Annotated in this window: 23 protein-coding genes and 1 rRNA gene; 13 read left to right on the top strand and 11 right to left on the bottom strand. The window is 74.3% G+C overall.

The window, feature by feature from the left end:
* Nucleotides 1-68 precede the first annotated feature (68 nt).
* The 7 genes from RM425_RS20030 to RM425_RS20000 form a co-directional block, all read right to left on the bottom strand.
* Nucleotides 69-1,682, bottom strand: a complete 1,614-nt coding sequence (locus RM425_RS20030; RefSeq protein ID WP_311346993.1) for a solute symporter family protein — start codon at nt 1,680-1,682, stop codon at nt 69-71.
* A complete protein-coding gene (locus tag RM425_RS20025) occupies nt 1,675-2,067 on the bottom strand; it encodes a DUF485 domain-containing protein (RefSeq protein ID WP_311346992.1) in 393 nt (130 codons plus the stop codon). The genes RM425_RS20030 and RM425_RS20025 overlap by 8 nt, the downstream gene beginning before the upstream one ends.
* Nucleotides 2,068-2,250: 183 nt before the next feature.
* On the bottom strand, nt 2,251-3,750 hold the full coding sequence (locus tag RM425_RS20020) for a sodium/solute symporter (RefSeq protein WP_311346991.1): 1,500 nt from the start codon (nt 3,748-3,750) through the stop codon (nt 2,251-2,253).
* 103 nt (nt 3,751-3,853) lie between these two features.
* Complete coding sequence (locus tag RM425_RS20015; protein ID WP_311346990.1) at nt 3,854-4,228, bottom strand: hypothetical protein; 375 nt, start codon at nt 4,226-4,228, stop codon at nt 3,854-3,856.
* Between the two features lie 3 nt (nt 4,229-4,231).
* Complete coding sequence (locus tag RM425_RS20010; RefSeq protein ID WP_311346989.1) at nt 4,232-4,975, bottom strand: LytR/AlgR family response regulator transcription factor; 744 nt, start codon at nt 4,973-4,975, stop codon at nt 4,232-4,234.
* Nucleotides 4,972-6,096, bottom strand: a complete 1,125-nt coding sequence (locus RM425_RS20005) for a sensor histidine kinase (RefSeq protein WP_311346988.1) — start codon at nt 6,094-6,096, stop codon at nt 4,972-4,974. The genes RM425_RS20010 and RM425_RS20005 overlap by 4 nt, the downstream gene beginning before the upstream one ends.
* Before the next feature lie 160 nt (nt 6,097-6,256).
* Complete coding sequence (locus RM425_RS20000; protein ID WP_311346987.1) at nt 6,257-6,391, bottom strand: hypothetical protein; 135 nt, start codon at nt 6,389-6,391, stop codon at nt 6,257-6,259.
* Between the two features lie 93 nt (nt 6,392-6,484).
* On the opposite strand from RM425_RS20000, the gene RM425_RS19995 reads away from it, so the two are divergent.
* The 5 genes from RM425_RS19995 (at nt 6,485) to RM425_RS19975 (ending at nt 13,227) form a co-directional block, all read left to right on the top strand.
* Complete coding sequence (locus RM425_RS19995) at nt 6,485-7,681, top strand: sensor histidine kinase (protein WP_311346986.1); 1,197 nt, start codon at nt 6,485-6,487, stop codon at nt 7,679-7,681.
* Entirely contained in the window at nt 7,678-8,388 is a 711-nt protein-coding gene (locus tag RM425_RS19990) for a response regulator transcription factor (protein WP_311346985.1), read from the top strand. Before RM425_RS19995 ends, RM425_RS19990 begins: the two co-directional genes overlap by 4 nt.
* A gap of 216 nt (nt 8,389-8,604) precedes the next feature.
* Complete coding sequence (locus RM425_RS19985; protein ID WP_449495093.1) at nt 8,605-9,378, top strand: ABC transporter ATP-binding protein; 774 nt, start codon at nt 8,605-8,607, stop codon at nt 9,376-9,378.
* Between the two features lie 4 nt (nt 9,379-9,382).
* Complete coding sequence (locus tag RM425_RS19980; RefSeq protein WP_311346984.1) at nt 9,383-11,848, top strand: ABC transporter permease; 2,466 nt, start codon at nt 9,383-9,385, stop codon at nt 11,846-11,848.
* A 164-nt stretch (nt 11,849-12,012) separates the two neighbouring features.
* The gene (locus RM425_RS19975) at nt 12,013-13,227 is read left to right on the top strand and encodes an MBL fold metallo-hydrolase (protein ID WP_311346983.1); all 1,215 of its coding nucleotides are present in this window, start codon (nt 12,013-12,015) and stop codon (nt 13,225-13,227) included.
* A gap of 71 nt (nt 13,228-13,298) precedes the next feature.
* Here RM425_RS19975 and RM425_RS19970 read toward each other — a convergent pair whose 3' ends face one another.
* Nucleotides 13,299-14,153, bottom strand: a complete 855-nt coding sequence (locus RM425_RS19970) for an Fpg/Nei family DNA glycosylase (protein WP_311346982.1) — start codon at nt 14,151-14,153, stop codon at nt 13,299-13,301.
* 233 nt (nt 14,154-14,386) lie between these two features.
* Here RM425_RS19970 and RM425_RS19965 point away from each other — a divergent pair, with 233 nt between their 5' ends.
* Nucleotides 14,387-15,751, top strand: a complete 1,365-nt coding sequence (locus RM425_RS19965; RefSeq protein ID WP_311346981.1) for a cryptochrome/photolyase family protein — start codon at nt 14,387-14,389, stop codon at nt 15,749-15,751.
* Here the strand turns inward: RM425_RS19965 and RM425_RS19960 are convergent, their stop codons facing one another.
* Nucleotides 15,752-16,219 (bottom strand): DUF309 domain-containing protein, encoded by a 468-nt coding sequence (locus RM425_RS19960; RefSeq protein ID WP_311346980.1) that lies wholly within the window; start codon nt 16,217-16,219, stop codon nt 15,752-15,754.
* Between the two features lie 121 nt (nt 16,220-16,340).
* On the opposite strand from RM425_RS19960, the gene RM425_RS19955 reads away from it, so the two are divergent.
* From RM425_RS19955 to egtE, 6 genes are all read left to right on the top strand, one after another.
* A complete protein-coding gene (locus RM425_RS19955; RefSeq protein ID WP_311346979.1) occupies nt 16,341-16,508 on the top strand; it encodes a hypothetical protein in 168 nt (55 codons plus the stop codon).
* Between the two features lie 23 nt (nt 16,509-16,531).
* Nucleotides 16,532-17,161, top strand: a complete 630-nt coding sequence (locus RM425_RS19950) for a DUF4397 domain-containing protein (protein WP_311346978.1) — start codon at nt 16,532-16,534, stop codon at nt 17,159-17,161.
* A 13-nt stretch (nt 17,162-17,174) separates the two neighbouring features.
* Complete coding sequence (locus RM425_RS19945) at nt 17,175-17,792, top strand: class F sortase (RefSeq protein WP_311346977.1); 618 nt, start codon at nt 17,175-17,177, stop codon at nt 17,790-17,792.
* A 47-nt stretch (nt 17,793-17,839) separates the two neighbouring features.
* The gene (locus RM425_RS19940; RefSeq protein ID WP_311346976.1) at nt 17,840-18,436 is read left to right on the top strand and encodes an RNA polymerase sigma factor; all 597 of its coding nucleotides are present in this window, start codon (nt 17,840-17,842) and stop codon (nt 18,434-18,436) included.
* The gene (locus tag RM425_RS19935) at nt 18,417-19,166 is read left to right on the top strand and encodes an anti-sigma factor (RefSeq protein ID WP_311346975.1); all 750 of its coding nucleotides are present in this window, start codon (nt 18,417-18,419) and stop codon (nt 19,164-19,166) included. The genes RM425_RS19940 and RM425_RS19935 overlap by 20 nt, the downstream gene beginning before the upstream one ends.
* A gap of 64 nt (nt 19,167-19,230) precedes the next feature.
* On the top strand, nt 19,231-20,364 hold the full coding sequence (gene egtE, locus RM425_RS19930; RefSeq protein ID WP_311346974.1) for an ergothioneine biosynthesis PLP-dependent enzyme EgtE: 1,134 nt from the start codon (nt 19,231-19,233) through the stop codon (nt 20,362-20,364).
* A 44-nt stretch (nt 20,365-20,408) separates the two neighbouring features.
* Here egtE and RM425_RS19925 read toward each other — a convergent pair whose 3' ends face one another.
* Complete coding sequence (locus RM425_RS19925; protein ID WP_311346973.1) at nt 20,409-20,741, bottom strand: DUF4333 domain-containing protein; 333 nt, start codon at nt 20,739-20,741, stop codon at nt 20,409-20,411.
* 71 nt (nt 20,742-20,812) lie between these two features.
* Between RM425_RS19925 and RM425_RS19920 the strand changes: the two genes are divergently transcribed.
* On the top strand, nt 20,813-21,214 hold the full coding sequence (locus RM425_RS19920) for a hypothetical protein (protein ID WP_311346972.1): 402 nt from the start codon (nt 20,813-20,815) through the stop codon (nt 21,212-21,214).
* 67 nt (nt 21,215-21,281) lie between these two features.
* Here the strand turns inward: RM425_RS19920 and rrf are convergent.
* A 5S ribosomal RNA gene (gene rrf, locus RM425_RS19915) occupies nt 21,282-21,395 on the bottom strand; the annotation flags it as partial.

The raw sequence follows: 21,395 nt of genomic DNA, 5'->3' as shown, positions 1-21,395 counted from the left end.
GCCTCGCTCGGCCCTGTCTCAGGGGCCCGCCCCGAGGTACGAGGGGTGGGGGGAGACGGGGTCCTTCTTCAGTGCTGGACGGCTTTCTCCGCCCCGATGCCGGTGAACGCCCGCACCTCGAGTTCAGCCCACTTGGCCTCGTCGGGCTTGTCCCTCGAGAGCTGCGTGCCGAGCCAGCCCAGGAAGAACGAGGCCGGGATCGACACCAGACCGGGGTTGTTCAGCGGGAACCAGGCAATGTCCACGCCGGGGAACATGGCCCCCTCCGCACCGGAGACGACCGGCGAGAAGATGATCAGCCCGATGCAGATGATCAGCCCGCCGTAGATCGACCACAGCGCGCCCTGGGTGGTGAACTTCTTCCAGAAGAGCGTGTAGAGGATGGTCGGCAGGTTCGCCGACGCCGCGACCGCGAAGGCCAGCGCCACCAGGAAGGCGATGTTCAGGGCCGCCTGCAGTGCAAGGATGCCCAGCCCGATCGAGACCGCACCGATGACGACGGCGGTGATCCGGGCGACCTTGACCTCGCCGTTCGGGGGGACGTTCCCCTTCTTGATCACCGACGCGTAGACGTCGTGCGCGAACGATGCCGAGGCGGTGATCGTGAGACCGGCGACGACGGCGAGGATCGTGGCGAACGCGACGCCGGCGATGATTCCGAGCAGCACGGTCCCACCCAGTTCGAACGCCAGCAGCGGGGCCGCCGAGTTGACCCCGCCGGGAGCGGTCAGGATCGCGTCGGCGCCCACCAGCGCACCGGCGCCGTAGCCGATGACCAGGCTGAACAGGTAGAAGATGCCGATCAGCCAGATCGCCCAGACGACCGACCGGCGGGCGTCCTTGGCCGTCGGCACGGTGTAGAAGCGCATCAGCACGTGCGGCAGACCCGCGGTGCCCAGCACCAGGGCGAGCGCCAGGCTGATGAAGTCCAGCTTCGACGTGTCGCTCAGGCCGTACCGCGCACCCGGGTTGAGCACCGACTCGCTGCCTGCACTGTCGACGGCCCCGCCGAGCAGGCTCGACAGGTTGAACCCGTACTTGGCCATCACCCAGACGGTCATGACGAGGGCACCGGCGATCAGCAGCGCGGCCTTGATCATCTGCACGTAGGTGGTTCCGCGCATGCCGCCGACGAGCACGTAGAAGATCATCAGCGCGCCCACCAGGGTGACGACCAGCGCCTCCGCCAGGTCACCGCTGACCCCGAGCAGCAACGCGACCAGCCCGCCGGCACCGGCCATCTGCGCCAGCAGGTAGAACAGCGAAACCGCGAGCGTCGAGATCGCAGCCGCGGTGCGGACCGGCCCCTGCCGCATCCGGAAGGCAAGGACGTCGGCCATGGTGAACCGAGCCGTGTTGCGCATCAGCTCGGCGACCAGCAGCAGGGCCACCAGCCAGGCGACGAGGAACCCGATCGAGTACAGGAAGCCGTCGTAGCCGTAGACGGCGATGGCGCCGGCGATGCCCAGGAACGATGCGGCCGAGAGGTAGTCGCCCGCGATCGCCAGGCCGTTCTGCGTGCCGGTGATGTTCCGGCCGGCCGCGTAGTAGTCGGCGGCGCTCGTGTTGTTGCGGCTGGCCTTGAACGTGATGTACAGCGTCACCAGGACGAAGGCGCCGAAGATCGAGATGTTGATCGCAGGGCTGCCGACCGTGTCGTCGGCGGCGAGAAGGTCAACCACGCGTGGCTCCCCGGGTCGTGGTGTCGGTGCCGGGGTGACCCGGCGCGAACTCGTGGGCCTCGAGGCGCTCGCGCATCTCGTCGGCAATGGGGTCGGTGCGCCTGTTGGCGTGCGCGACGTAGAGGTGCGTGATCACGAACGTCGTCACGAACTGGGCCAGCCCCAGGAGGATGCCGACGTTGACGTCGCCGAAGACCTTCGTGGACATGAAGTCGATCGCGTACGTCGAGAGCAGCACGTAGAGCAGGTACCAGGCCAGGAAGGCGACCGTCATCGGGAAGGCGAAGCTGCGGAACCGCTTCTTCAGCTCCACGAACTCCGGTGAATCCTGGGCGGCGCGATATTCCTCCGGCGTCAGCAGACGCCGTTCCGCGGGATCGGTCAACGTGCGACCTCCTGGTCAGGGGTGGGCGGGCACACCCACGGGAAATGTGAGCGCTGTCACGGTAGGAGTGCGGCCCGGGCACACGGAAGGTGCGAGCGGCGGCTGCGCCGAGCGGTCACCGGTGTTCGGTGTACGGCAGGTCCGGCGGGACGAGCGGTCGCCCCCGCGGAGCCGCCGGCCGGATCAGCGGGGCGGGTGCCCGCGGTCGAGCTGGACCGACTCGGGGGTGTGCAGCCGGACCATGGTCCGGGCGGCGTGCAGCGGCACCCGCCGCGGGGTGGCCAGCGACACCCCGACCATGGTGAGGAAGGCGAGCGGGACGGTCCACGCCGCGGGCTGGGCGAGCAGCGCGCCGGCCCAGCCCTCCGGGCCCACGCCCAGCAGGGTGGCCAGCACCGCCCCGCCCGCGCATCCCCCGCCGACGAGCATCCCGGCGATCGCGCCCGCGTCGGTGAGCCGGCGCCACCAGATGCCCAGCACCAGCAGCGGGCAGAGCGTGGACGCGGCGAAGGCGAAGGCCAGCCCGACGGCCTGGGCGACCCCCACCCCCTCGGTGAGCACGGCGAGGCCGAGCGGCACGAGGACGGCGACGACGGCGCCGGCCTGGAACGCGCGCACCCCGCCGAACCGGCGGCCCATCACGTCCTGGCTGATCACACCCGCCACGGCGACGGTCAGCCCGGACGACGTGGAGAGGAACGCGGCGAAGGCGCCCGCCGTCGTCAGCGCGGACAGCAGCTCCCCCGCCGTGCCGGCCAGCATGCGCGCCGGCAGCTCCAGCACCACCGACTCCGCGCGACCGCTCGCGATCAGGTCCGGCGCGTACAGCCGGCCCAGGCCCCCGTACACGGGCGGGAGGAGGTAGAAGAGGCCGAGCAGTGCCAGCACCAACAGGGTCGTGCGGCGGGCCGCCGCACCGTCGGGGTTGGTGTAGAAGCGGACCACCACGTGCGGCAGGCCCATCGTGCCCAGGAACGTGGCGATGATGATCGAGTACGTCGTGTACAGCTCGTGCTCGGCCCCGGCGAGGGGCGAGACCCACGAGTCACCGGCCACGCCGACGTCCCCCACGTCGACCGAGGCGGGGGACACCGCACCGTCACCGAGCCAGATCGCCGCCATGAACAGCAGCGGGAAGAGCAGCGCCGTCAGCTTCAGCCAGTACTGGAAGGCCTGCACGAACGTGATGCTGCGCATCCCCCCGAACAGCACGTTCACGAGGACGACGGTCGCCACCAGCACGCCACCCAGCCACGTGCCGGTGCCGGTGGTGGAGGCCAGCGCCAGCCCGGCCCCCTGGAACTGCGGCATCAGGTAGAGCCAGCCGATGGCGACGACGAGCAGCGCGGACAGTCGGCGGACCCCCCGGGACTCCAGCCGGCTCTCGGCGAAGTCGGGCAGTGTGTAGGCCCCGGAGCGACGCAGCGGCGCGGCCACGAGGACCAGCAGGACGAGGTAGCCCGCCGTCCAGCCGACCGGATACCAGAGCATCTCCGTGCCGAACGCCAGCACCAGGCCGGCGACGCCGAGGAAGGACGCCGCGGACAGGTACTCGCCCCCGATCGCCGAGGCGTTGAGTCCCGGCCGGACCGTGCGGGACGCGACGAAGAAGTCGCTGGTCGTGCGGGAGAACCGCCAGCCGTACGCGCCGACCACCAGGGTCGCCACGAAGACCCCGGTCACCCCGAGGACGCTGTACCCGGCGCCCGTCATCCGCGGTCGCGGCGGTCCGGGCGGGCGACCGCCGGCCGGGTGCTGTGTCGGATGCATGACCTCGCGAGCTCGATCACGTGCGGTCCAGCACGTCGGTGAAGGCCCGCTCGTTCCGTTCGGCGGCGCGGACGTAGAGCCAGCCCACCAGGAACAGGAACGGGTAGACGGCGAAGGCCAGCAGGAACCACGGCAGCGGCACCGCCAGCACCTCGACGTCCGAGAGCTCCGGGAACAGCCAGAACACCAGCGGGGTCCCCCCGACGAACACCGCGAGGGTCGCGAGGCTGAGCAGGGCCAGCCGCAACTGCGAGCGCACCAGCGAGGACATGTACACCTCGCCCAGCCGGGTCTGGGCGTCGATCTCCCGGGCGGCGGGCACCCGCTGGGCACGGGCCGCGTTCGTGCGGGGGCTGGTGACGCGCACCCGGCGGGGCGTGCTCTCCGACACCGGTCAGCTCCTGCCCGCGGTGCCCGGCCGCGCGCGGCGCACGAGGAGGTCGCGCAGTTCCCGGGTGTGCCGCCGGCTCACGCCGAGATGCGTGCCCCCGACGACGACGGTGCACCGGCCGGCGTCCATCCGGACCTCCTGTACGTGCTGCAGGGCCACCAGCAGCGACCGGTGGATCCGCACGAACCCGGCGTCCTTCCAGGTCTCCTCGAGGGTGGTCAGCGGTACCCGGACCAGGTGGCTGCCCGCCGGGGTGTGCAGGCGGGCGTAGTCGCCCTGCGCCTCCACGTACCGGACGCTGGAGCGGGGCACGAACCTGGTCACCCCGCCCAGCTCGACGGCGATGTCGTCGTCCGCCGGCACGGAGCCGCCGGCCCGCGCACCGACCACCCGGCGGACCGCCTCGGCCAGCCGGTCGTCGCGGACCGGCTTGAGGACGTAGTCGACGGCGCCGAGCTCGAACGCGTCGACGGCGTGGTCGTCGTAGGCGGTCACGAAGACCACCGGCGGCGGCGCCTTGAACCGGGACAGCACCCGCGCGAGGTCGACCCCGCTGAGCCCCGGCATGCGGATGTCCAGGAAGACGGCGTCGACGCCCCGCTCCTGCAGGAGGCGCAGCGCCTCCGTGGCCGAGTCGCAGGTCAGCACCGTGCCGATGCGCTCGTCCCGCTCGAGGAGCCAGCGCAGCTCCTCCAGCGCCGGTCGCTCGTCGTCCACGACGAGCACGGTCAGCCGCTCGCCGGTCATGGGCGCACCCCCGGAGCGAACTTCGGCACCCGCACGACGACCCTGGTCCCCGCGGCCGGCCCGGTCTCGACGACGAGACCGTAGTCGTCACCGAAGGCGGTGCGCAGCCGGGCGTCGACGTTGCCCAGTCCCACCGAGTCGACGGAGGCGTCGCCGGACAGCGCCCGGCGCACCTTCTCCGGGTCCTCCCCGACGCCGTCGTCCTCGACCGAGATCAGGCACTCGCCGCCCCGGTCGGCCGCGATGATGGTCACCGTCCCGACCCCCTGCTTGTGCTCCAGCCCGTGCCGGACCGCGTTCTCCACCAGCGGCTGGAGGCAGAGGAACGGCACGGCGACCGGCAGGACCTCCTGCGCCACCCGCAGCGTGACCTGCAGCCGATCGCCGAATCGGGCCTTCTCCAGCACCAGGTACCGCTCGATCGACCGCAGCTCCTCGGCCAGCGTCGTGTACTCGCCGTGCCGGCTGAAGGAGTACCGGGTGAAGTCGGCGAACTCCAGCAGCAGCTCGCGGGCCTGCTCCGGGTCGGTCCGCACGAACGACGCGATGGCGGTCAGCGAGTTGTAGATGAAGTGGGGGCTGATCTGCGCGCGCAGCGCGCGGACCTCGGCCTCCATCAGGCGGGTTCGCGACGCGTCGAGCTCCGCGAGCTCCAGGTTGCCCGACACCCAGCGGGCCACCTCGGTCACGGCCCGGACCAGCCCGGCCGACGCCGACGGCGTGAACGCCTGCAGGGTGCCGACCACCCGGTCCTCCACGACGAGCGGGCTGACCACGACCTGCCGCAGCCCGCAGCCGGCGTCGGAGCAGGCGAAGTCCGCGCGGTCGCGGACCACCGTGTTGCCGGACTCCAGGACCGTGGCCGCCAGCGCTGCCGCGTCCTTCTCGTGGTGGAGGAAGCGGCCGTCCCAGGCCAGCGTCGCCACGGTGTCGGTGAGCGCGACCGCCGGCGCGCCGAGCAGGTCCCGCAGGTGCCGGATGGCGCGCTCCGCGGAGCCGCTGGTCAGGCCCTGGCGCAGCTCGGGGGCGGTGAGGGAGGCCGAGTGGAGCGTCCGGAACGTCGCGTGCTCCGCCTCCGTGCCCAGATGGCCCGGCCGCAGCCAGCGCAGTGCATTCCGCATCGACGTCCCGGGGCGCCGCCCCGTCCTCCCTCCCGCGATCCGCACCCGTCGTCCTCCCCGCCGGACGGGTGGGCCTGCGCACGGTAGATCGTGCGAGCTGGCTCACACCACCCGGCACGGCGGAGGGTCACCGGGGTCACGCCGAGGACGGCGGCCGGCCTCACTCCGCCGGCAGCTGCGCGCCGCACGCCGCACACCGCGTGGGCGGGTCCTCGTCGGCCAGCCGCCCGCACCCGGGGCACACCCGGCGCAGCCAGCAGGCCGGGTCACCGCCGTCGTCCTCCGGTTCGGGCATGCCACCAGTCTGGTCCGGTCAGCCCTGGGGTGGACGCGCGTCTCCCTCCTGAGGACGACGAATTCGCGGCCGGCGCTGCCTAGGCTCGACGGCGTGGACGGCCCCCTCGACCGCTCGACCGAGCGGCTGCGCCGGCACCCCGACGCCGTCGACGCGGCGCTCGCGGGCGCCGTGTGGTTCCTCGCCGTCCTGTTGCCGCTGCAGACCTACTGGGAAGACCCCGCGGCCGCGCTGGTCATCGGCACGCTGATGGTGGCGCCGCTGGCCTGGCGACGGCGGGCACCGGTCCCGGCCGCCGCCGTCGTGGTCGCGGCCGGGCTGCTGGAGCTGGTGGCCGCCCCGGACTTCCTGGTCGCCAACGTCGCGGTGCTGATGATGATCTACGCGCTGGCCGCCTACGCGCCTCGCTGGGCGAGCCAGGCCGGCGTCGCGATCGGCATGGCGGGCGCACTGCTGGCCGCGATCCGCTTCTTCGGGTACGGCTTCATCGGATCGGTCCTCCCGACCGCCATGGCGATCGGGGTCTCCGTCGTCGCCGCCTGGGCCCTGGGCAACCTGCGCCGGGCTCGGGTGCAGCAGCTGGCCGCCCTGGAGGAGCGGGCACAGCTGCTCGAGCTGGAGCGCGAGCAGGAGATGCGGCTGGCCGCGGCGACCGAGCGGGCGCGCATCGCCCGCGAACTGCACGACGTCGTCGCCCACTCCCTGTCGGTGGTCATCGCGCAGGCCGACGGCGGCCGGTACGCCGGCCGGACCGACCCCGAGGCGGCGACCGGCGCGCTGGAGGCGATCGCCGCGACCGGGCGACAGGCGCTCACCGACATGCGCTCGCTGCTGGGCGTGCTGCGGGAGGGCGGCGGCGAGGAGTACGCACCGCAGCCCGACGTCGCCGCGATCCCCGCCCTGGTCGAGGACGTGCGGGCCAGTGGCCTGGACGTCGACCTGATCGTCGAGGGCGAGCCGCAGCCGCTGGCCGCGGGCCCGCAGCTGGCCGCCTACCGGATCGTGCAGGAATCGCTCACCAACGTGCTCAAGCACGCCGGCCCGGCCTCGCGCGCCTGGGTGCGGCTGCAGTGGCGGCCCGACGCCCTGGAGCTGTCGGTGCTCGACGACGGCCGCGGGGCGTCGGCCGCCCTGACCTCCGCCCACGGGACCTCCTCAGACGGCGAGGGCCAGGGGCTGCGCGGGATGCGCGAGCGCGCGCAGCTGCACCGCGGGCGGCTGGAGGCCGGGCCGCGACACGGCGGCGGGTTCGGCGTGCACGCCGCGCTGCCCTACGGTTCGAGGCGATGACCGAGTCGCCGGGCGCACCGATCCGCGTCGTCCTCGTCGACGACCAGCAGATGGTCCGCGCCGGGTTCCGCATGGTCATCGACTCCCAGCCCGACCTGACCGTGGTCGGGGAGGCGGGCGACGGCGCGGCCGCGGTCCAGCTGCTGCGCGGTACCCCGGCCGACGTGGTGCTCATGGACATCCGCATGCCCGGCACCGACGGCATCGAGGCGACCCGCCAGGTGATCGCGCTGCCGGAGCCCCCTCGGGTCGTCGTCCTCACCACGTTCGACCTCGACGAGTACGTCGTCGCCGCCATCGGCGCCGGGGCCAGCGGCTTCCTGCTCAAGGACGCCCCGCCCGAGGAGATGCTGGACGCGGTGCGCACCGTGCACGCCGGCGACTCGGTGATCGCGGCCAGCTCCACCCGCCGGCTGCTGCAGCACGTCGCGCCGATGCTGCGCGGCGCGCCTGCCTCGGCGCCCGGTGGTGGCGACGACGCGGCGCTGGCCGAGCTCACGCCGCGCGAGCGGGAGGTGCTGGTGCAGATGGCCCTGGGCGCCTCCAACACCGAGATCGCGCGGGGCTTCGTCGTCAGCGAGGCGACCGTGAAGACCCACGTCGGGCGGGTGCTGGCCAAGACCGGTTCGCGCGACCGCGTGCAGGCCGTCGTCCTCGCCTACCGGACCGGCCTCGTGCAGCCGGCCGACCTCCTCCGCGACGCCTAGTTCCGCTTCTCCCCGGAGAAGCCGGCCGCTCTTCCCCGGAAGAGCCGGCCGCTCTCCCACGGAGAGGCAGAGGTCTACGACCGGGGGATGACGGCGGCATCCGTCCGGGGGAGCACGGCGGGCCGCCGGAAGATGGCCCTCCGCTCCGACGCGCGAGGACGGCCCCGGGCGGGAGCGTGATCTCCGTTGCCGCATCCCCTGCACCGGAGGTCCGAAGTGTCCGTCCCCGTCATGACCGTCCCCGGCGAGGCGCCGGGCGCCCCGGCGACCGCCGCCGTCCGCGCCGCCGGGCTGCGCAAGACCTACGGCACCGGTGAGACCGCGGTGCACGCGCTGGCCGGGGTCGACGTCACCTTCGCCGCCGGTGAGTTCACCGCGATCATGGGCCCCTCCGGGTCCGGCAAGTCGACCCTCATGCACTGCCTGGCCGGCCTGGACACCGCGACCGCCGGCGAGGTCTGGCTGGGCGACACCCCGCTCACCGACCTGCGCGACGACCAGCTGACCACGCTGCGCCGGAAGCGGATCGGCTTCGTCTTCCAGGCCTTCAACCTGCTCCCCGTGCTCGACGCCCGCGAGAACATCGTCCTGCCCATGCAGCTCGGCGGCCTGCGGCCCGATCCCGCCTGGTTCGACGCCGTCATCGCCCGGCTGGGTCTGCGCGAGCGCCTGGGCCACCGCCCGCACGAGCTCTCCGGCGGCCAGCAGCAGCGGGTCGCCATCGCCCGCGCCCTGCTGCCCCGGCCCGACGTCGTCTTCGCCGACGAGCCCACCGGCAACCTGGACTCCCGATCCGGCGCGGAGGTCCTCGGCCTGCTCCGCTCCAGCGTGAAGGAGACCGGCCAGACCGTCGTCATGGTCACCCACGACCCGGCGGCGGCCGCCTACGCCGACCGCGTGGTGCTGCTGGCCGACGGCCGGCTGGCCGGCGACCTCGCCGACCCCACCGCCGAGTCCGTGCTCGACGCGCTGCGCGGGCTGGGGGCCTGAGGCGATGCGCACCGTCGTCCTCGCTCAGCTCCGCACCCACGCGGCGCGGCTGATCGCCTCCACGCTGGCCGTCGTCATCGCCGTCGGCTTCGTGGTGGCCACCCTCGTGCTCAACGAGACCTCCCGCAGCACGGTCCTCGACACCGTCGGCGCCCGCTACGTCGGCAGCGCCGCCGTCGTCACCTCCCCGTCCGGCGAGTCGCTCGCCGACGACGTCGCCACCCTGGACGCGCTCGACTCCGTCGGCGCCGTCGCTCCCGCGTACGAGACCAGCGTCTCGGCCGCGGTCCCCGGCCGCCCCGGCTCGCAGTACCTCTCCGTGCAGTCGGTGGCCGACGCCCCGCAGCTGCGCTGGGAGCAGCTCTCCTCCGGCCGGTTCCCCTCGGCTCCCGGTGAGGTCGCCGTCACCGACCGCGCACGGGCCGAGGTCGGCGACGTGCTGACCGTCTCGACGTACGACGCCGAGGGGGAGGCGACGACGTCGGAGGCGACCGTCACCGGCATCGTCGACCTGCGCGGCGACCCCGAGGCCGGGCTCTACGCCCGGGGCTTCGTCACCGAGGCGCAGGCCCGCGATTGGGGCGCCCCCGGCCCCACCGAGCTCCGGATCGCCGCCGGTCCCGGCTTCGACAGCGACGAGGTGGTCCGCGACGTCACCGCCGCGGTTCCCGGCGACGCCGTCGTGCGCACGGGCGAGGAGCAGGCGGAGAAGACGGCCGCGGCCATGATGGGCAACTCGACCGCGCTGGCCTCGGTGCTGCTGGTGTTCGGCACCATCGCCGTCGTCGTCGCCGGGCTGGTCATCGCCAACACCTTCGCCGTCCTGCTCGCCCAGCGGACCCGCGAGCTGGCCCTCCTGCGCTGCGTAGGTGCCACCGCCCGGCAGGTGCGGCGCAGCGTGCTCGGCGAGGCGCTGGCCACCGGGCTGGTCTCGTCGGCGGCCGGCGTCGCGGCGGGCATCGGGCTGGCCGCGCTGATCTCCGCCGTGGCCGGCAGCAACTCCGCCATCCCCCTGTCCGGGGTCGCCGTGCCGCTGTACGCGGTGCTCGCCGGGATGGTCGTCGGCACCGTCGTCACCGTGCTCGCCGCCCTGGCCCCGGCACGGGCCGCCACGAAGGTCGCCCCGCTCGCGGCGCTGCGGCCGGTGGACCAGGCCCCGCTGCGCTCCCGGCCGGGTGTGCTCAGACTGGCCCTCGGGCTGCTGCTGGCCGTGCCGGGCACCGCCCTGCTCGTCGGCGGAGCGCTGATGCAGGACGTCCTGGTCGCCCTCCCCGGCGGGGTGGCGAGCTTCCTCGGCATCGTGCTGCTGGCCCAGCGGGCCGTGCCGCCGGTCGTCGCGGCCGCCGGCCGGCTGGCCGGCCGGCTCGGCGGGGTCCCCGCCCGCCTCGCCGCGGGCAACGCCACCCGCAACCCCCGGCGGACGGCGGCCACGGCCACCGCGCTGCTCATCGGCGTCACGCTCACCAGTGCGTTCGTCGTGGGCGCCGCCTCGACGCGGGCGACGGCCACGGCAGGCCTCGACGCGGAGTTCCCGACCGATGTCGTCGTCCAGAGCTTCTCGGACGACCTGCCCACGTCCCTGCCCGGCGCGCTCGCGGGGCTGGACCCGGTCGCCCGCACCACACCGGTGACCGGCGCCGACGTCACCGACCCCGCCGGCGATCCCTTCTACGCGCACGGCGTGGACGCCGCCGCCGCGAGCACGGTGCTGCGCTCGACGGACAAGACGCCCCTGCCGCGGCCCGGGGAGGTCGTGCTCCCCGAGTGGTCGGCGGAGTACTACTCGGTCAAGGACGGCGACACGCTGACGCTGACCGGCGAGGGCCGCTCGCTTCCCCTCCGGGTCCTCGTCACCGGCGAGGACCAGGCGCCGCTGCTGGACGCCGGCGATCTGCGCTCCCTGGCCGGGGACCCGGGACTGGCCGAGGTCTGGGTGATGCTGTCCGCGGCCGATCCGGACGCCCAGGTCGACGGGGTCGACGAGGTCACCGACCTCGTCGGCGAGGCCGCCCCGGACGCGCAGGTCACCGGGTTGGTCACGATGCGCATCGAGCTGGACGAGATCCTCGACGTCCTGCTGCTCGTGGTCACCGGGCTGCTCGCGGTGGCCGTGGTCATCGCGCTGATCGGGGTGGGCAACACCCTGGCCCTGTCCGTGGTCGAGCGCCGGCAGGAGAACGGGCTGCTGCGGGCGCTCGGCCTCACCCGCGGGCAACTGCGCGGACTGCTGGCCTGGGAGGCGGTGCTGGTGGCCGGGGTCGCCTCGGCCATCGGGGTCCTCGTGGGCGGCGCCTACGGCCTGATAGGTGCGGCCTCGGTGCTCGGCGAGCTGGGCGACATCGTGCTCGACGTCCCGTGGCTGCAGGTGGGCGCGATCGTCGTCGTCGCCACCCTGGCCGGACTGCTCGCCTCGGTGCTCCCGGCCCGCCGCGCCGCGCGCACCTCCCCGGTGGCCGCCATCGCCGCCTGACCCACCCCCGCGACGATCAGGGAACCTGATCCCCGAGCGTCCTCCCTCACGTCCCACGGTGAGGGAGGACGCTCCATGATCAGGGACCCTGATCGTCGCCCGAGCGGTGTGAGGTTCCACGGGAAACCTTCGATGCCCGCCGCCCGGCTGGGACACTGGAGCACGTGCCGTCCGCCTTCCTCCGCCGTGCCGCCGTCACCGCCGCCGTGCTCGCCGGGCCGGTGGGCTGGGTGACCGCCGCAGCGTGGGGCCTGCCGACGGCGCTGGGTGCGCACCGCCGCCGGCTGCGGCCGGTCGTCGCGGGGTCGCCGCACTTCTCCGAGGGCTCGTTCCACAACACGCTGCCCACCCCGGCGCTGGCGCCGGCCAACACCCGCGACGGTCTGCTCCGGCAGTGGCACGAGGAGCGGCACGTCGGCCTCCCCGGCGGCCCGATCCCGCTGGCGCGGCCCGAGCTCCCCGCCGACGCCGCCGAACTGGCGGTCACCTGGTTCGGGCATGCCAGCGCACTGCTGGAGGTCGACGGCCGGCGGGTGCTGGTCGACCCGGTGTGGGGGCACCGCGTCTCGCCGTCGCCGCTGTTCGGGCCGACCCGGTTGCACGAACCGCCCCTGCCGGTCCAGGAGCTGCCCCAGGTCGACGCCGTGCTGATCTCCCACGACCACTACGACCACCTCGACCTGCCGACGGTCCGGGCGCTGCTGGCCACCCAGACCGCGCCGTTCGTCGTCCCGCTGGGCATCGGCGAGCACCTGCGTACGTGGCACGTCCCCGATGACCGCATCGTCGAGCTGGACTGGGACGGCGTGCACCAGGTGGCCGGCCTGACCCTCACCTGCACCGAGGCGCGGCACTTCTCGGGCCGGTACTTCCACCGCAACACCACGCTGTGGGCGTCGTGGGCCATCGCCGGCCTGCGGCACCGCGTCTACTTCGGCGGCGACACCGGCTACACCCCCGCCTTCGCCGGGATCGGCGCCCGGCTCGGGCCGTTCGACCTGACGCTGCTGCCGATCGGCGCCTACAACGACGCCTGGCACGCCATCCACATGGACCCCGAGGAGGCGGTCCGCGCGCACGGCGACCTCGGCGGCGTGGTGCTGCTGCCCATCCACTGGGCCACCTTCAACCTGGCGTTCCACCGGTGGGCCGAGCCGGTGCAGCGGCTGCTGGCCGCCGCGCGCCCACGGGAGATCCCCGTCGTCGTCCCCCGCCCGGGCCAGCGGATCGACGTGCTGGCTCCCCCGCCGCTGGACGACTGGTGGACGGCGGTGGGCTCGGCGGTCGAGCCCGGGTCGAACGCCACCGCGAGTGGCGTCGGCACATCGGTGCTGGCGCGCACGATCACGCGGCTCACCTCCCTCCTCCCCGGTGCGTGACGTGACGCACTGCACAGAACCCCCTGCAGGAGGGCCGCCGTCCAGGAGTGCCGTGCGAAGCGGGTGCTCCCTCAGCGGAGCAGCTTGGACATCCGCCGGTCGGCCAGCGGCTTGCCCCCGGTCTGGCAGGTGGCGCAGTACTGCAGCGACGTGTCGGCGAAGCTGACCTCCCGGACGGTGTCCCCGCAGACCGGGCAAGGCAGACCCGTGCGGGCGTGCACCTGCAGCCCGGAGCGCTTCTCGCCCTTCATGGTCGCCGCCCGCTGGCCGACCTGGCGCTCGAGCGCGTCGGTGAGCGTCGCCCGCACGGCATCGTGGAGACGGACCAGTTCGTCGTCGCTGAGCTTGTCGGCCATCTTGAACGGGGACAGCCGGGCGGCGTGCAGGATCTCGTCCGAGTAGGCGTTGCCGATGCCGGCGATCAGCGTCTGGTCGGTCAGCGCACCCTTGAGCTGGCCCGACCGGCCGGCCATCAGCCGGGCGAAGGTGTCCCGGTCGACCTCGAGCGCATCGGGGCCGAGCCGGGCGATGCCGGGCACCTCGGAGGGCGACCGGACGACGTAGATCGCCAGCCCCTTGCGGGTCCCCTGCTCGGTGAGGTCGAAGCCGTTCCCGTCATCCAGGTGCACCCGGAGCGCGAGCGGCCCCTTGCCCGGCTTGGGCGGGGCGGCCGGCAGGTTCTCCCGCCAGTGCAGCCAGCCGGCGCGGGCCAGGTGGACGACGAGGTGCAGGCCGGAGACGTCGAGGTCGAGGAACTTGCCGTGCCGGCCGGCACCGGTGATCTCCAGCCCGCCGAGCGCGGACAGCGGTGGGTCGAAGGTCTTGATCGCCTGCACGGCGGCCAGGTCGGCGCGGGTCAGCACCCGGCCGACGGCGTCGGCGCGCAGGAAAGCGGTCAGCGCCTCCACTTCGGGCAACTCGGGCACCCGACCATGATCGCGCGGATCGGGGCGACGCGCCGTCCCCGATCGGGGGCTTCAGGGGTGTTCTTCGCCTTCCGGAGGCGTTGCAGGACGGGACAGGCGCGTGATCAGCACTGCTCCACCGGCCCCTTGCCCGCGCAGAGGCCCCGCTGGACCAGAGCTGGTCTCCAGCCCTCAGTTCCGCGCGAGAAACGCTCCAGGAGCGGCCCACCGTCGGCCTCCCTACGCTCGGCGGGGTGCCGACGACGCTGCTCTGGTTCCGGCGGGACCTGCGCCTGCACGACCACCCGGCGCTGCTGGCCGCCCGCGACGCGGCCGGGCCGGAGGGCGACGTCGTCCCCGTGTTCGTGTTCGACGACCGGCTCTACGGCCCCTCCGGGGAGCCACGCCGCCGCTTCCTGCTCGACTGCCTGACCGCACTGGACGCCGATCTCGACGGCGCGCTGGTGCTGCGCTCCGGCGATCCGGCCGAGGTCCTGCCCGGCCTGGCCTGGGAGGTGGCGGCGAGCAGCGTGCACGTCAGCGCCGACACCGGCCCCTACGGGCGCCGCCGCGACGACGCGGTCGAGCAGGCGTTGGGCGACGTGCCCCTGGTGCGCACCGGCTCGCCGTACCTCGTCACTCCCGGCCGGGTGACCACGCGCACCGGCACGCCCTTCCAGGTCTTCTCCCCCTTCGCGCGCGCCTGGCGGGAGCACGGCTGGCGCGCACCGGCGGGCTCCCCCGACGGCGTCCGCTGGCGGACCGGCGTCCGCTCCGATGCCCCGCCCCCCGCGCCCGACCTCGGCGACGTCGTCCTGCCGCCCGCCGGCGAGCAGGCGGCGCTGGCCGCCTGGGCGCAGTTCCGGGACGAGCGGCTGTCCGGCTACGACGAGGGCCGCAACACCCCCGGCACGAACGGCACCAGCCGGCTGTCGCCCTACCTCAAGTACGGCTGCCTCCACCCCCGCACGCTGGTGGCCGACCTCGCCGGCGAGCCGACCGAGGCGGTGCGCCGCTACACCGACGAGCTGGCCTGGCGGGACTTCTACGCCGACGTCCTCTGGCACCGCCCGGAGTCCGCGCGGGAGTACCTCAAGCCCGAGCTGCAGGGCATGGGGTACGACTCCGGTCCGGACGCCGAGGCCCTGGTGCGCGCCTGGGAGACCGGCCGCACCGGCTTCCCGATCGTCGACGCCGGGATGCGCCAGCTGCTCGGCGAGGCCTACGTGCACAACCGGGTGCGGATGATCGTCGCGTCGTTCCTCGTCAAGGACCTGCACCAGGAGTGGACCCGCGGCGCCCGGTACTTCATGCAGCACCTGGTCGACGGCGACCTGGCCAGCAACCAGCACGGCTGGCAGTGGGTCGCCGGCACCGGCACCGACGCCTCGCCGTACTACCGGGTCTTCAACCCGATCACCCAGGGCAAGAAGTTCGACCCGGACGGCGCCTACGTGAAGCGGTGGGTGCCGGAGCTGCGCGATCTGGACCCGAAGCACGTGCACGAGCCGTGGACCGCACCCGGAGGCATCCCGGCCGGCTACCCCGAGCCCGTCGTCGACCACGCGCACGAGCGCCAGGTGTCCCTCGACCGCTACGCCCGCGTCCGCGCCGGTTGATCAGCCTCGGAGGCGCGGCGCGGCGCGGGCCGCCTCGCGGCCGGTCGACGGGTCGGCGGCCAGGGCCCGCCCCCACGCGGCCAGCCCGGCGACGTCGATCCCGTGCGGCGGCGCGTCGGCGTAGCGGACGACGTTGCCGACGCCCCGCTCGAGCAGCGTCGCCGCACCCCGGGCGTTGCCGCGGGCGGCATGGGTGAGCCCGACGGCGAGCTGGGCGAGGCCACGCCACAGCTGCCGCTCCTCGGGCACCGAGGACTTCCACGCGTCCTCGAGGACCTCGTGGGCGTGGAAGGGACGGCCGGCGTCGAGGAGCTCCTGCGCCTCCGCGAGGGCGACCAGCGGTTCGCGGACGACCCCCTCCGGCGCACGCGGCTCACCAGCGGCGTCGTGCGGCAGCGGCCGGCCGAGCGCGTCCCGCGGACGGGCGTTGCGGGCCCGGCCCTCGGCGTCCCGGTCGCGCGTCGTCACCCGCCCATCCTGCACCCTGCCGGGGACCGGAGAAGAAGTCCGGAGTTCGCCTGCATCCGGTCGGGGTGGCGGCCAGGAAAAGGGGAGCACAGGCACCTCCCCCCGCTGGAAAGAAGATCCCATGAGCACCGCCCGCACTCTCGGCCGCACCGCCGGCGTCCTCACCGCAGCCGGCGCCATGGCCCTGGCCGCCACCCCGGCCCTGGCCGACGACCACACCGCCACCGTCTCCGTCCTGCACGGCGTCCCGAACACCCCCTCGACGTCTACGCCAACGGCGAGCGGCTGATCGACGACTTCCAGCCCGGCACCATGACCGATCCGCTCGAGCTCCCCGCGGGCGAGTACGACCTCGCGCTCTTCCCGGCCGACGCCGCCGACGCGTCCGGCGAGCCGCTGCTCTCGGCCATGGACGTCGCCGTCCCCGCGGGCGCGAACGCCACCGTGGTCGCCCACCTGAAGGAGGACGGCAGCCCCACCCTGACGCCGTTCGTCAACGACACCTCTGCGGTCCCCGCGGGCGAGGGTCGGGTCACCGTGCGCCACGTCGCCGCCGCACCTGCGGTGGACGTCCGGGCCGGCGGCGAGGTCATCATCGACGGGCTGACCAACCCGAACGAGGAGTCGCTGACCGTCCCGGCCGGGACCGTGTCCGCCGACGTCGTGCTCGCCGGCACCGACACCGTGGCGATCGGCCCGGCCGACCTGTCGGTGGCCGAAGGGGCGCACACGATCGTCTACGCCTGGGATTCCGGTGCCGCCGGCTACGACCTCGCCGTCCAGACGGTCAGCGGCACGCACTCCGCGCCCAGCGGCGTCCCCGGTGGCTCGGCCGGTCTGGCCGACGAGGGCAGCTCGCTGCCGATGGTCGCCGCTCTCCCGGTCGTCGGCCTGGCCGTCGCCGGCGCCGGCGCCGTCCGTCTCGCCCGCACCCGCGGCTGACCGGACCGGATCCGTGCGACCCGCCGCCGCCTCCGCCGTCCTGGGCCTCGCCCTGGCCGTCGGCGCCCCGACCGCCTGGGTGCTGACCCAGCCAGAGGCGGCTGCGGGCATCCCGCTGGAGCAGCCCCTTCCCGCCACCCCTTCCGTCACCACCCGGGACGCCGCCCCGTCGGCGATCCCGAGCGCTCCGGCGCCGGTCCGCATCAGCGTTCCGTCGCAGGGCGTGGACGCTCGCGTCGACGCCGTCGGCATCGCCGCCGACGGCCAGATGGAGCTCCCCGAGGACGTCTCCCGCGTCGGCTGGTACCGGCTCGGACCGGCGCCGGGCGCAGAGGGCTCGGCCGTCCTGGCCGGCCACGTCGACGACCGCGAGCAGCGCCCCGGCGCCCTGTTCCCCCTGGACGACGCCGCTGTGGGCGACGAGATCACCGTCCCCGACGCCGCCGGGACGGCGACCCGCTGGCGGGTGGTCTCCCGCCAGCTGATCACCGAGCAGGTGCTGCCGCTGGAGCGGATCTTCGCCCGGGACGGCGCGCCGCGGCTGACCGTCATCACCTGCGGCGGCCCTTTCCTCCCGGAGTTCCGGAGCTACCGCGACAACGTCGTCGTAGTCGCCGAGCCGGTCCGGTGACCGGGGCGCTGGCCACCCGGGTGCCGATCCTCGGTAGCGTTCGATCCGTGGATTCCGTACCGGGGACGCGCAGCGGCGTCGACCCGGACGACGCCGAGGTCGGCCGCCGCTTCGCCGCCGGCGAGGAGCAGTCGCTCGTGTGGGCGTACGAGCGCTGGGCCGGCCAGGTGCACGGCATGGCGGTGCGCGCCTTCGGGCCGGGGCCCGACGCCGAGGACGTCACCCAGCAGGTGTTCGTCGCCGCCTGGACCGGTCGCGCCCGTTTCCGCCCCGACGACTCGCCCCTGCCGGCCTGGCTGGTGGGCATCTGCCGGCACAAGATCGCCGATGCCTGGGCCCGCCGCGACAAGCAGCGCCGGGAGGCCGAGGCGGCGGTGTCGGAGGCGAAGGCCACACCCGCCGGCGGGACCGAACCGGCGGTCGACACCGTTGTTGCCGACAGGATGCTGGTGCTCGACGAGCTGGACCGGCTCGGGCAGCCGCAGCGCGGCATCATCGAGCTCGCCTTCTTCGAGGACCTCACGCACGCCCAGATCTCCGAGCGCACCGGAATTCCTCTCGGCACGGTGAAATCCCATATCCGCCGAACGCTCGAACGCTTGAGGACCCGATTGGAGGTGGACGGTGCCGCACTGCCAGCCTGACGAACTCGCGCTCGCCGCTCTGGGCGAGCCGCTCCCGGCCGAGTCCGCCGCCCACCTGGACTCCTGCGAGTGCTGCGCCTCCGAGGTGTCGAGCTTGCGGCGTGCGGTCGACGCCGTCGCCGCCCCGGCGTTCGCCGCACCGGGCAGCGCCGTTCCGCCACCGCCCTCGGTGTGGGGCGCCATCGCCTCGGCCACCGGGGTCACCGCCGTCCCCGACTCCATCGCCGCCGCGCCGGGGCCGGACACGGCTCGGCCGTCTGACGAGGGCCCCGGCGCCACCGTCGTCCCGTTGCGCTCGCGCCGCCGGCCGCTGCTGCTGGCGGTGGCGGCGGTCCTCGCCGGCGCCGTCGTGGGCGCCGGCGCCGTCGCGGTCGTCCAGTGGACCGGGAACGACGGGGAGTCGATCACCACGGTCGCGCTCGACCCGTTGCCCGACGCCGAGGCGTCCGGCGTGGCCGACGTCGTGGTCCGCAGCGACGGGTCCCGGATCCTGCGGCTGGAGCTGGACGCCCCCGTCCTGGACGGCAGCTACTACGAGATCTGGCTGATCGACCGGTCCGTCGAGGGCATGTTCCCCCTCGGCGTGGTCGCCCCCGGTACGCAGACCGTGGAGCTGCCCGCCGGCGTGGACCTGGCGGAGTACCCGCTGGTCGACGTGTCGGTGGAACCCCTGGACGGCGATCCCACGCACTCGGGCGTTTCGGTGGCCCGGGGGGAGATCGACGCCTGATGAAGGACCCCGTGCCCCCCACCACTCGCATGCTCGCGGCGCGCCCCTGCACGGGGCCGCCTCCGTGACGCCGTCCCGCCCCGACCTCCTCCCGCACGACGACCTCGGTGCCGCCTGGCGCAAGGCCCGGCCGCGCCCCGCCGGCCGGCACCTGGACAGCGCGGCCAGCAGCCGGCAGAGCTCCCGCGCCCTGGAGGCGGCGTCGCACCACGCCCGGCACGAGGCCGAGCTGGGCGGCTACGTCGCCGCCCAGGCGGCGGAGAACCTGCTGCAGCAGGGCCGGTCGGTGCTCGGCGGGCTGGTCGGCATGGCCGCGGCCGACGTCGCGTTCGTCGAGTCCGCGCGGGCCGCCCTCGCCGCCCTGCTGACCGGCTGGCGGCTGCCGGCCGGCTCCCGGGTCGCCTGCCTGCCCGGCGAGTACGCGCCGAACATCGGGCTGCTGGGCGCCTACGGGCTGCGACCCGAGCCCCTCCCGGTCGACGGCGGTGGACGGGCCGACCTCGAGGGCGTGGAGCGGCTGCTGCGCACCGACCCGCCGCGATTCGTGCACCTGGACCACATCCCGAGCCACCGCGGGATCCTGCAGCCGGCCGCCGAGGTCGCCGCACTGTGCCGGGCGGCCGGGGTGCCGCTGGTGCTGGACGCCGCGCAGGCCCTGGGGCACGTGGACACCGACGTCGGGGCCGACGTCGTCTACGGGACCTCGCGGAAGTGGCTGGCCGGGCCGCGGGGCGTCGGCGTGCTGGTGGCCCGGCCGGCCGTCGCCGACCAGCTCACGCCGGTGATGCCCGGCTCCGGCGACCTGCCGCCCATCCGGGCGTTCGAGAGCGCCGAGGGGCACATCGCGGGCCGGATCGGCCTGATCATGGCCGTCGGCGAGCACCTGGCCGCGGGGCCGGACCGCGTCCGGGAGCGGCTGGCCGGGATCGGGCTGCTGACGCGCACCGTGCTCGACGGCGTGGCCGGCTGGACGGTGGTCGAACCCGCCGGCGAGCCGACGGCCATCACGACGCTGCGGCCACCGGACGGTGTGGACGTCGCCGGCACGCGGGCGCGGCTGCTCAGCGAGCACGGCATCGTGCTCAGCGCGCCCGGTCCCGAGCGAGCGCCGGGGGAGATGACCGGCCCGGTCCTGCGGGTCTCCCCGCACCTCGACGTCACGGCGGAGGACCTGGAAGCCCTGGCGGCTGCCCTCTAGGACCCCGCGACCGGTTCGACCGGGCCGCCGCGGGGCGACGCGGCTCAGCCGAGGGGCTCGTCGTCCACCTCGACGCTGATGCGGTTCCGGCCGTCGGCCGAGGCGATGGTGACCGTGACGCCGTACTGCACCGAGTCGTCCTCGGCGGTGAGCGTGCAGCGCGTCGTCGCCCCCTCCTCCTTGGCCAGCTCCTCCGGACAGGAGATCTCGGGGCGGGCACCCACCCCTCGTTCCAGAGCGTCCTCGGCGGCCGTGGCGACCTCTTCAGCCGACAGCGTGTCGGAGCGCTCCCGGAGGAAGACGGCGTCCGACCCGCAGGCGGTCACCGTCAGCGCCGCACCCACCGCGAGGGTCAGCAGCGAACGACGGGACACCATGCTCCTTCTCCCCAGAACGGGACAGCTCCTTCGACTTTAGTGCGGCGGGCGGACCGGCCCCCAGCGGCTCCATGGTGGTGTTCGGTGGCCTGGCGCTCCTCATCACCTGGCTGGACGCCTGGGCGAACGTGGCCGACTGGTTCACCGACCAGTCCGTGGTCACGCTGACCGTGGCCCTGCCGCTCGCGGCCGCCCTGATCGCGACCCTCGCGGCGCTCCCCGGGATCCGGCGCGTCGTCCCTGACCGGGCCGGCACCTCGATCGGGCCCCGTTCCGTCACAGTGACGGAGCGGGGCTCGCCCGATTCCACCCGGTGCGGAGCGAGATGCTCCGCCGACCAGTTCCGCCCACCCCTCGGTCATCGTCCGCATCCCGGCGGATTCGTGGCCTGCTTTCCGCGGACATGCGGCCTGTTCTTCCGCGGCTTCGCGGCCTGTTCTCCCGCGGCTTCGCGGCCGGCTTCTCCGCGGTGACGTGGGGAGGGTCCGGGCATGACGAAAGGGCCCCAGCACGGATGCTGGGGCCCTTTCGGTAATAGTTGTCCGGCGGCGTCCTACTCTCCCACCCCGTCTCCAGGGCAGTACCATCGGCGCTGAGAGGCTTAGCTTCCGGGTTCGGAATGAGACCGGGCGTTTCCCTCTCGCCATGACCGCC

Source organism: Blastococcus goldschmidtiae (assembly GCF_031845325.1).
Lineage (GTDB): Bacteria > Actinomycetota > Actinomycetes > Mycobacteriales > Geodermatophilaceae > Blastococcus > Blastococcus goldschmidtiae.
The sequence above is the reverse complement of the archived record's forward strand: the minus strand, read 5'-3'. Positions and strand labels throughout refer to the sequence as shown.

Bases quoted from the DNA above. Each gene is read 5' to 3' on its own strand.
- RM425_RS20010 (WP_311346989.1), bottom strand. From the start codon at position 4,975: ATGACCGGCGAGCGGCTGACCGTGCTCGTCGTGGACGACGAGCGACCG.
- RM425_RS20005 (WP_311346988.1), bottom strand. From the start codon at position 6,096: ATGCGGAATGCACTGCGCTGGCTGCGGCCGGGCCATCTGGGCACGGAG.
- RM425_RS20000 (WP_311346987.1), bottom strand. From the start codon at position 6,391: ATGCCCGAACCGGAGGACGACGGCGGTGACCCGGCCTGCTGGCTGCGC.
- RM425_RS19990 (WP_311346985.1), top strand. From the start codon at position 7,678: ATGACCGAGTCGCCGGGCGCACCGATCCGCGTCGTCCTCGTCGACGAC.
- RM425_RS19980 (WP_311346984.1), top strand. From the start codon at position 9,383: ATGCGCACCGTCGTCCTCGCTCAGCTCCGCACCCACGCGGCGCGGCTG.
- RM425_RS19955 (WP_311346979.1), top strand. From the start codon at position 16,341: ATGAGCACCGCCCGCACTCTCGGCCGCACCGCCGGCGTCCTCACCGCA.
- RM425_RS19950 (WP_311346978.1), top strand. From the start codon at position 16,532: ATGACCGATCCGCTCGAGCTCCCCGCGGGCGAGTACGACCTCGCGCTC.
- RM425_RS19925 (WP_311346973.1), bottom strand. From the start codon at position 20,741: ATGGTGTCCCGTCGTTCGCTGCTGACCCTCGCGGTGGGTGCGGCGCTG.
- RM425_RS19920 (WP_311346972.1), top strand. From the start codon at position 20,813: ATGGTGGTGTTCGGTGGCCTGGCGCTCCTCATCACCTGGCTGGACGCC.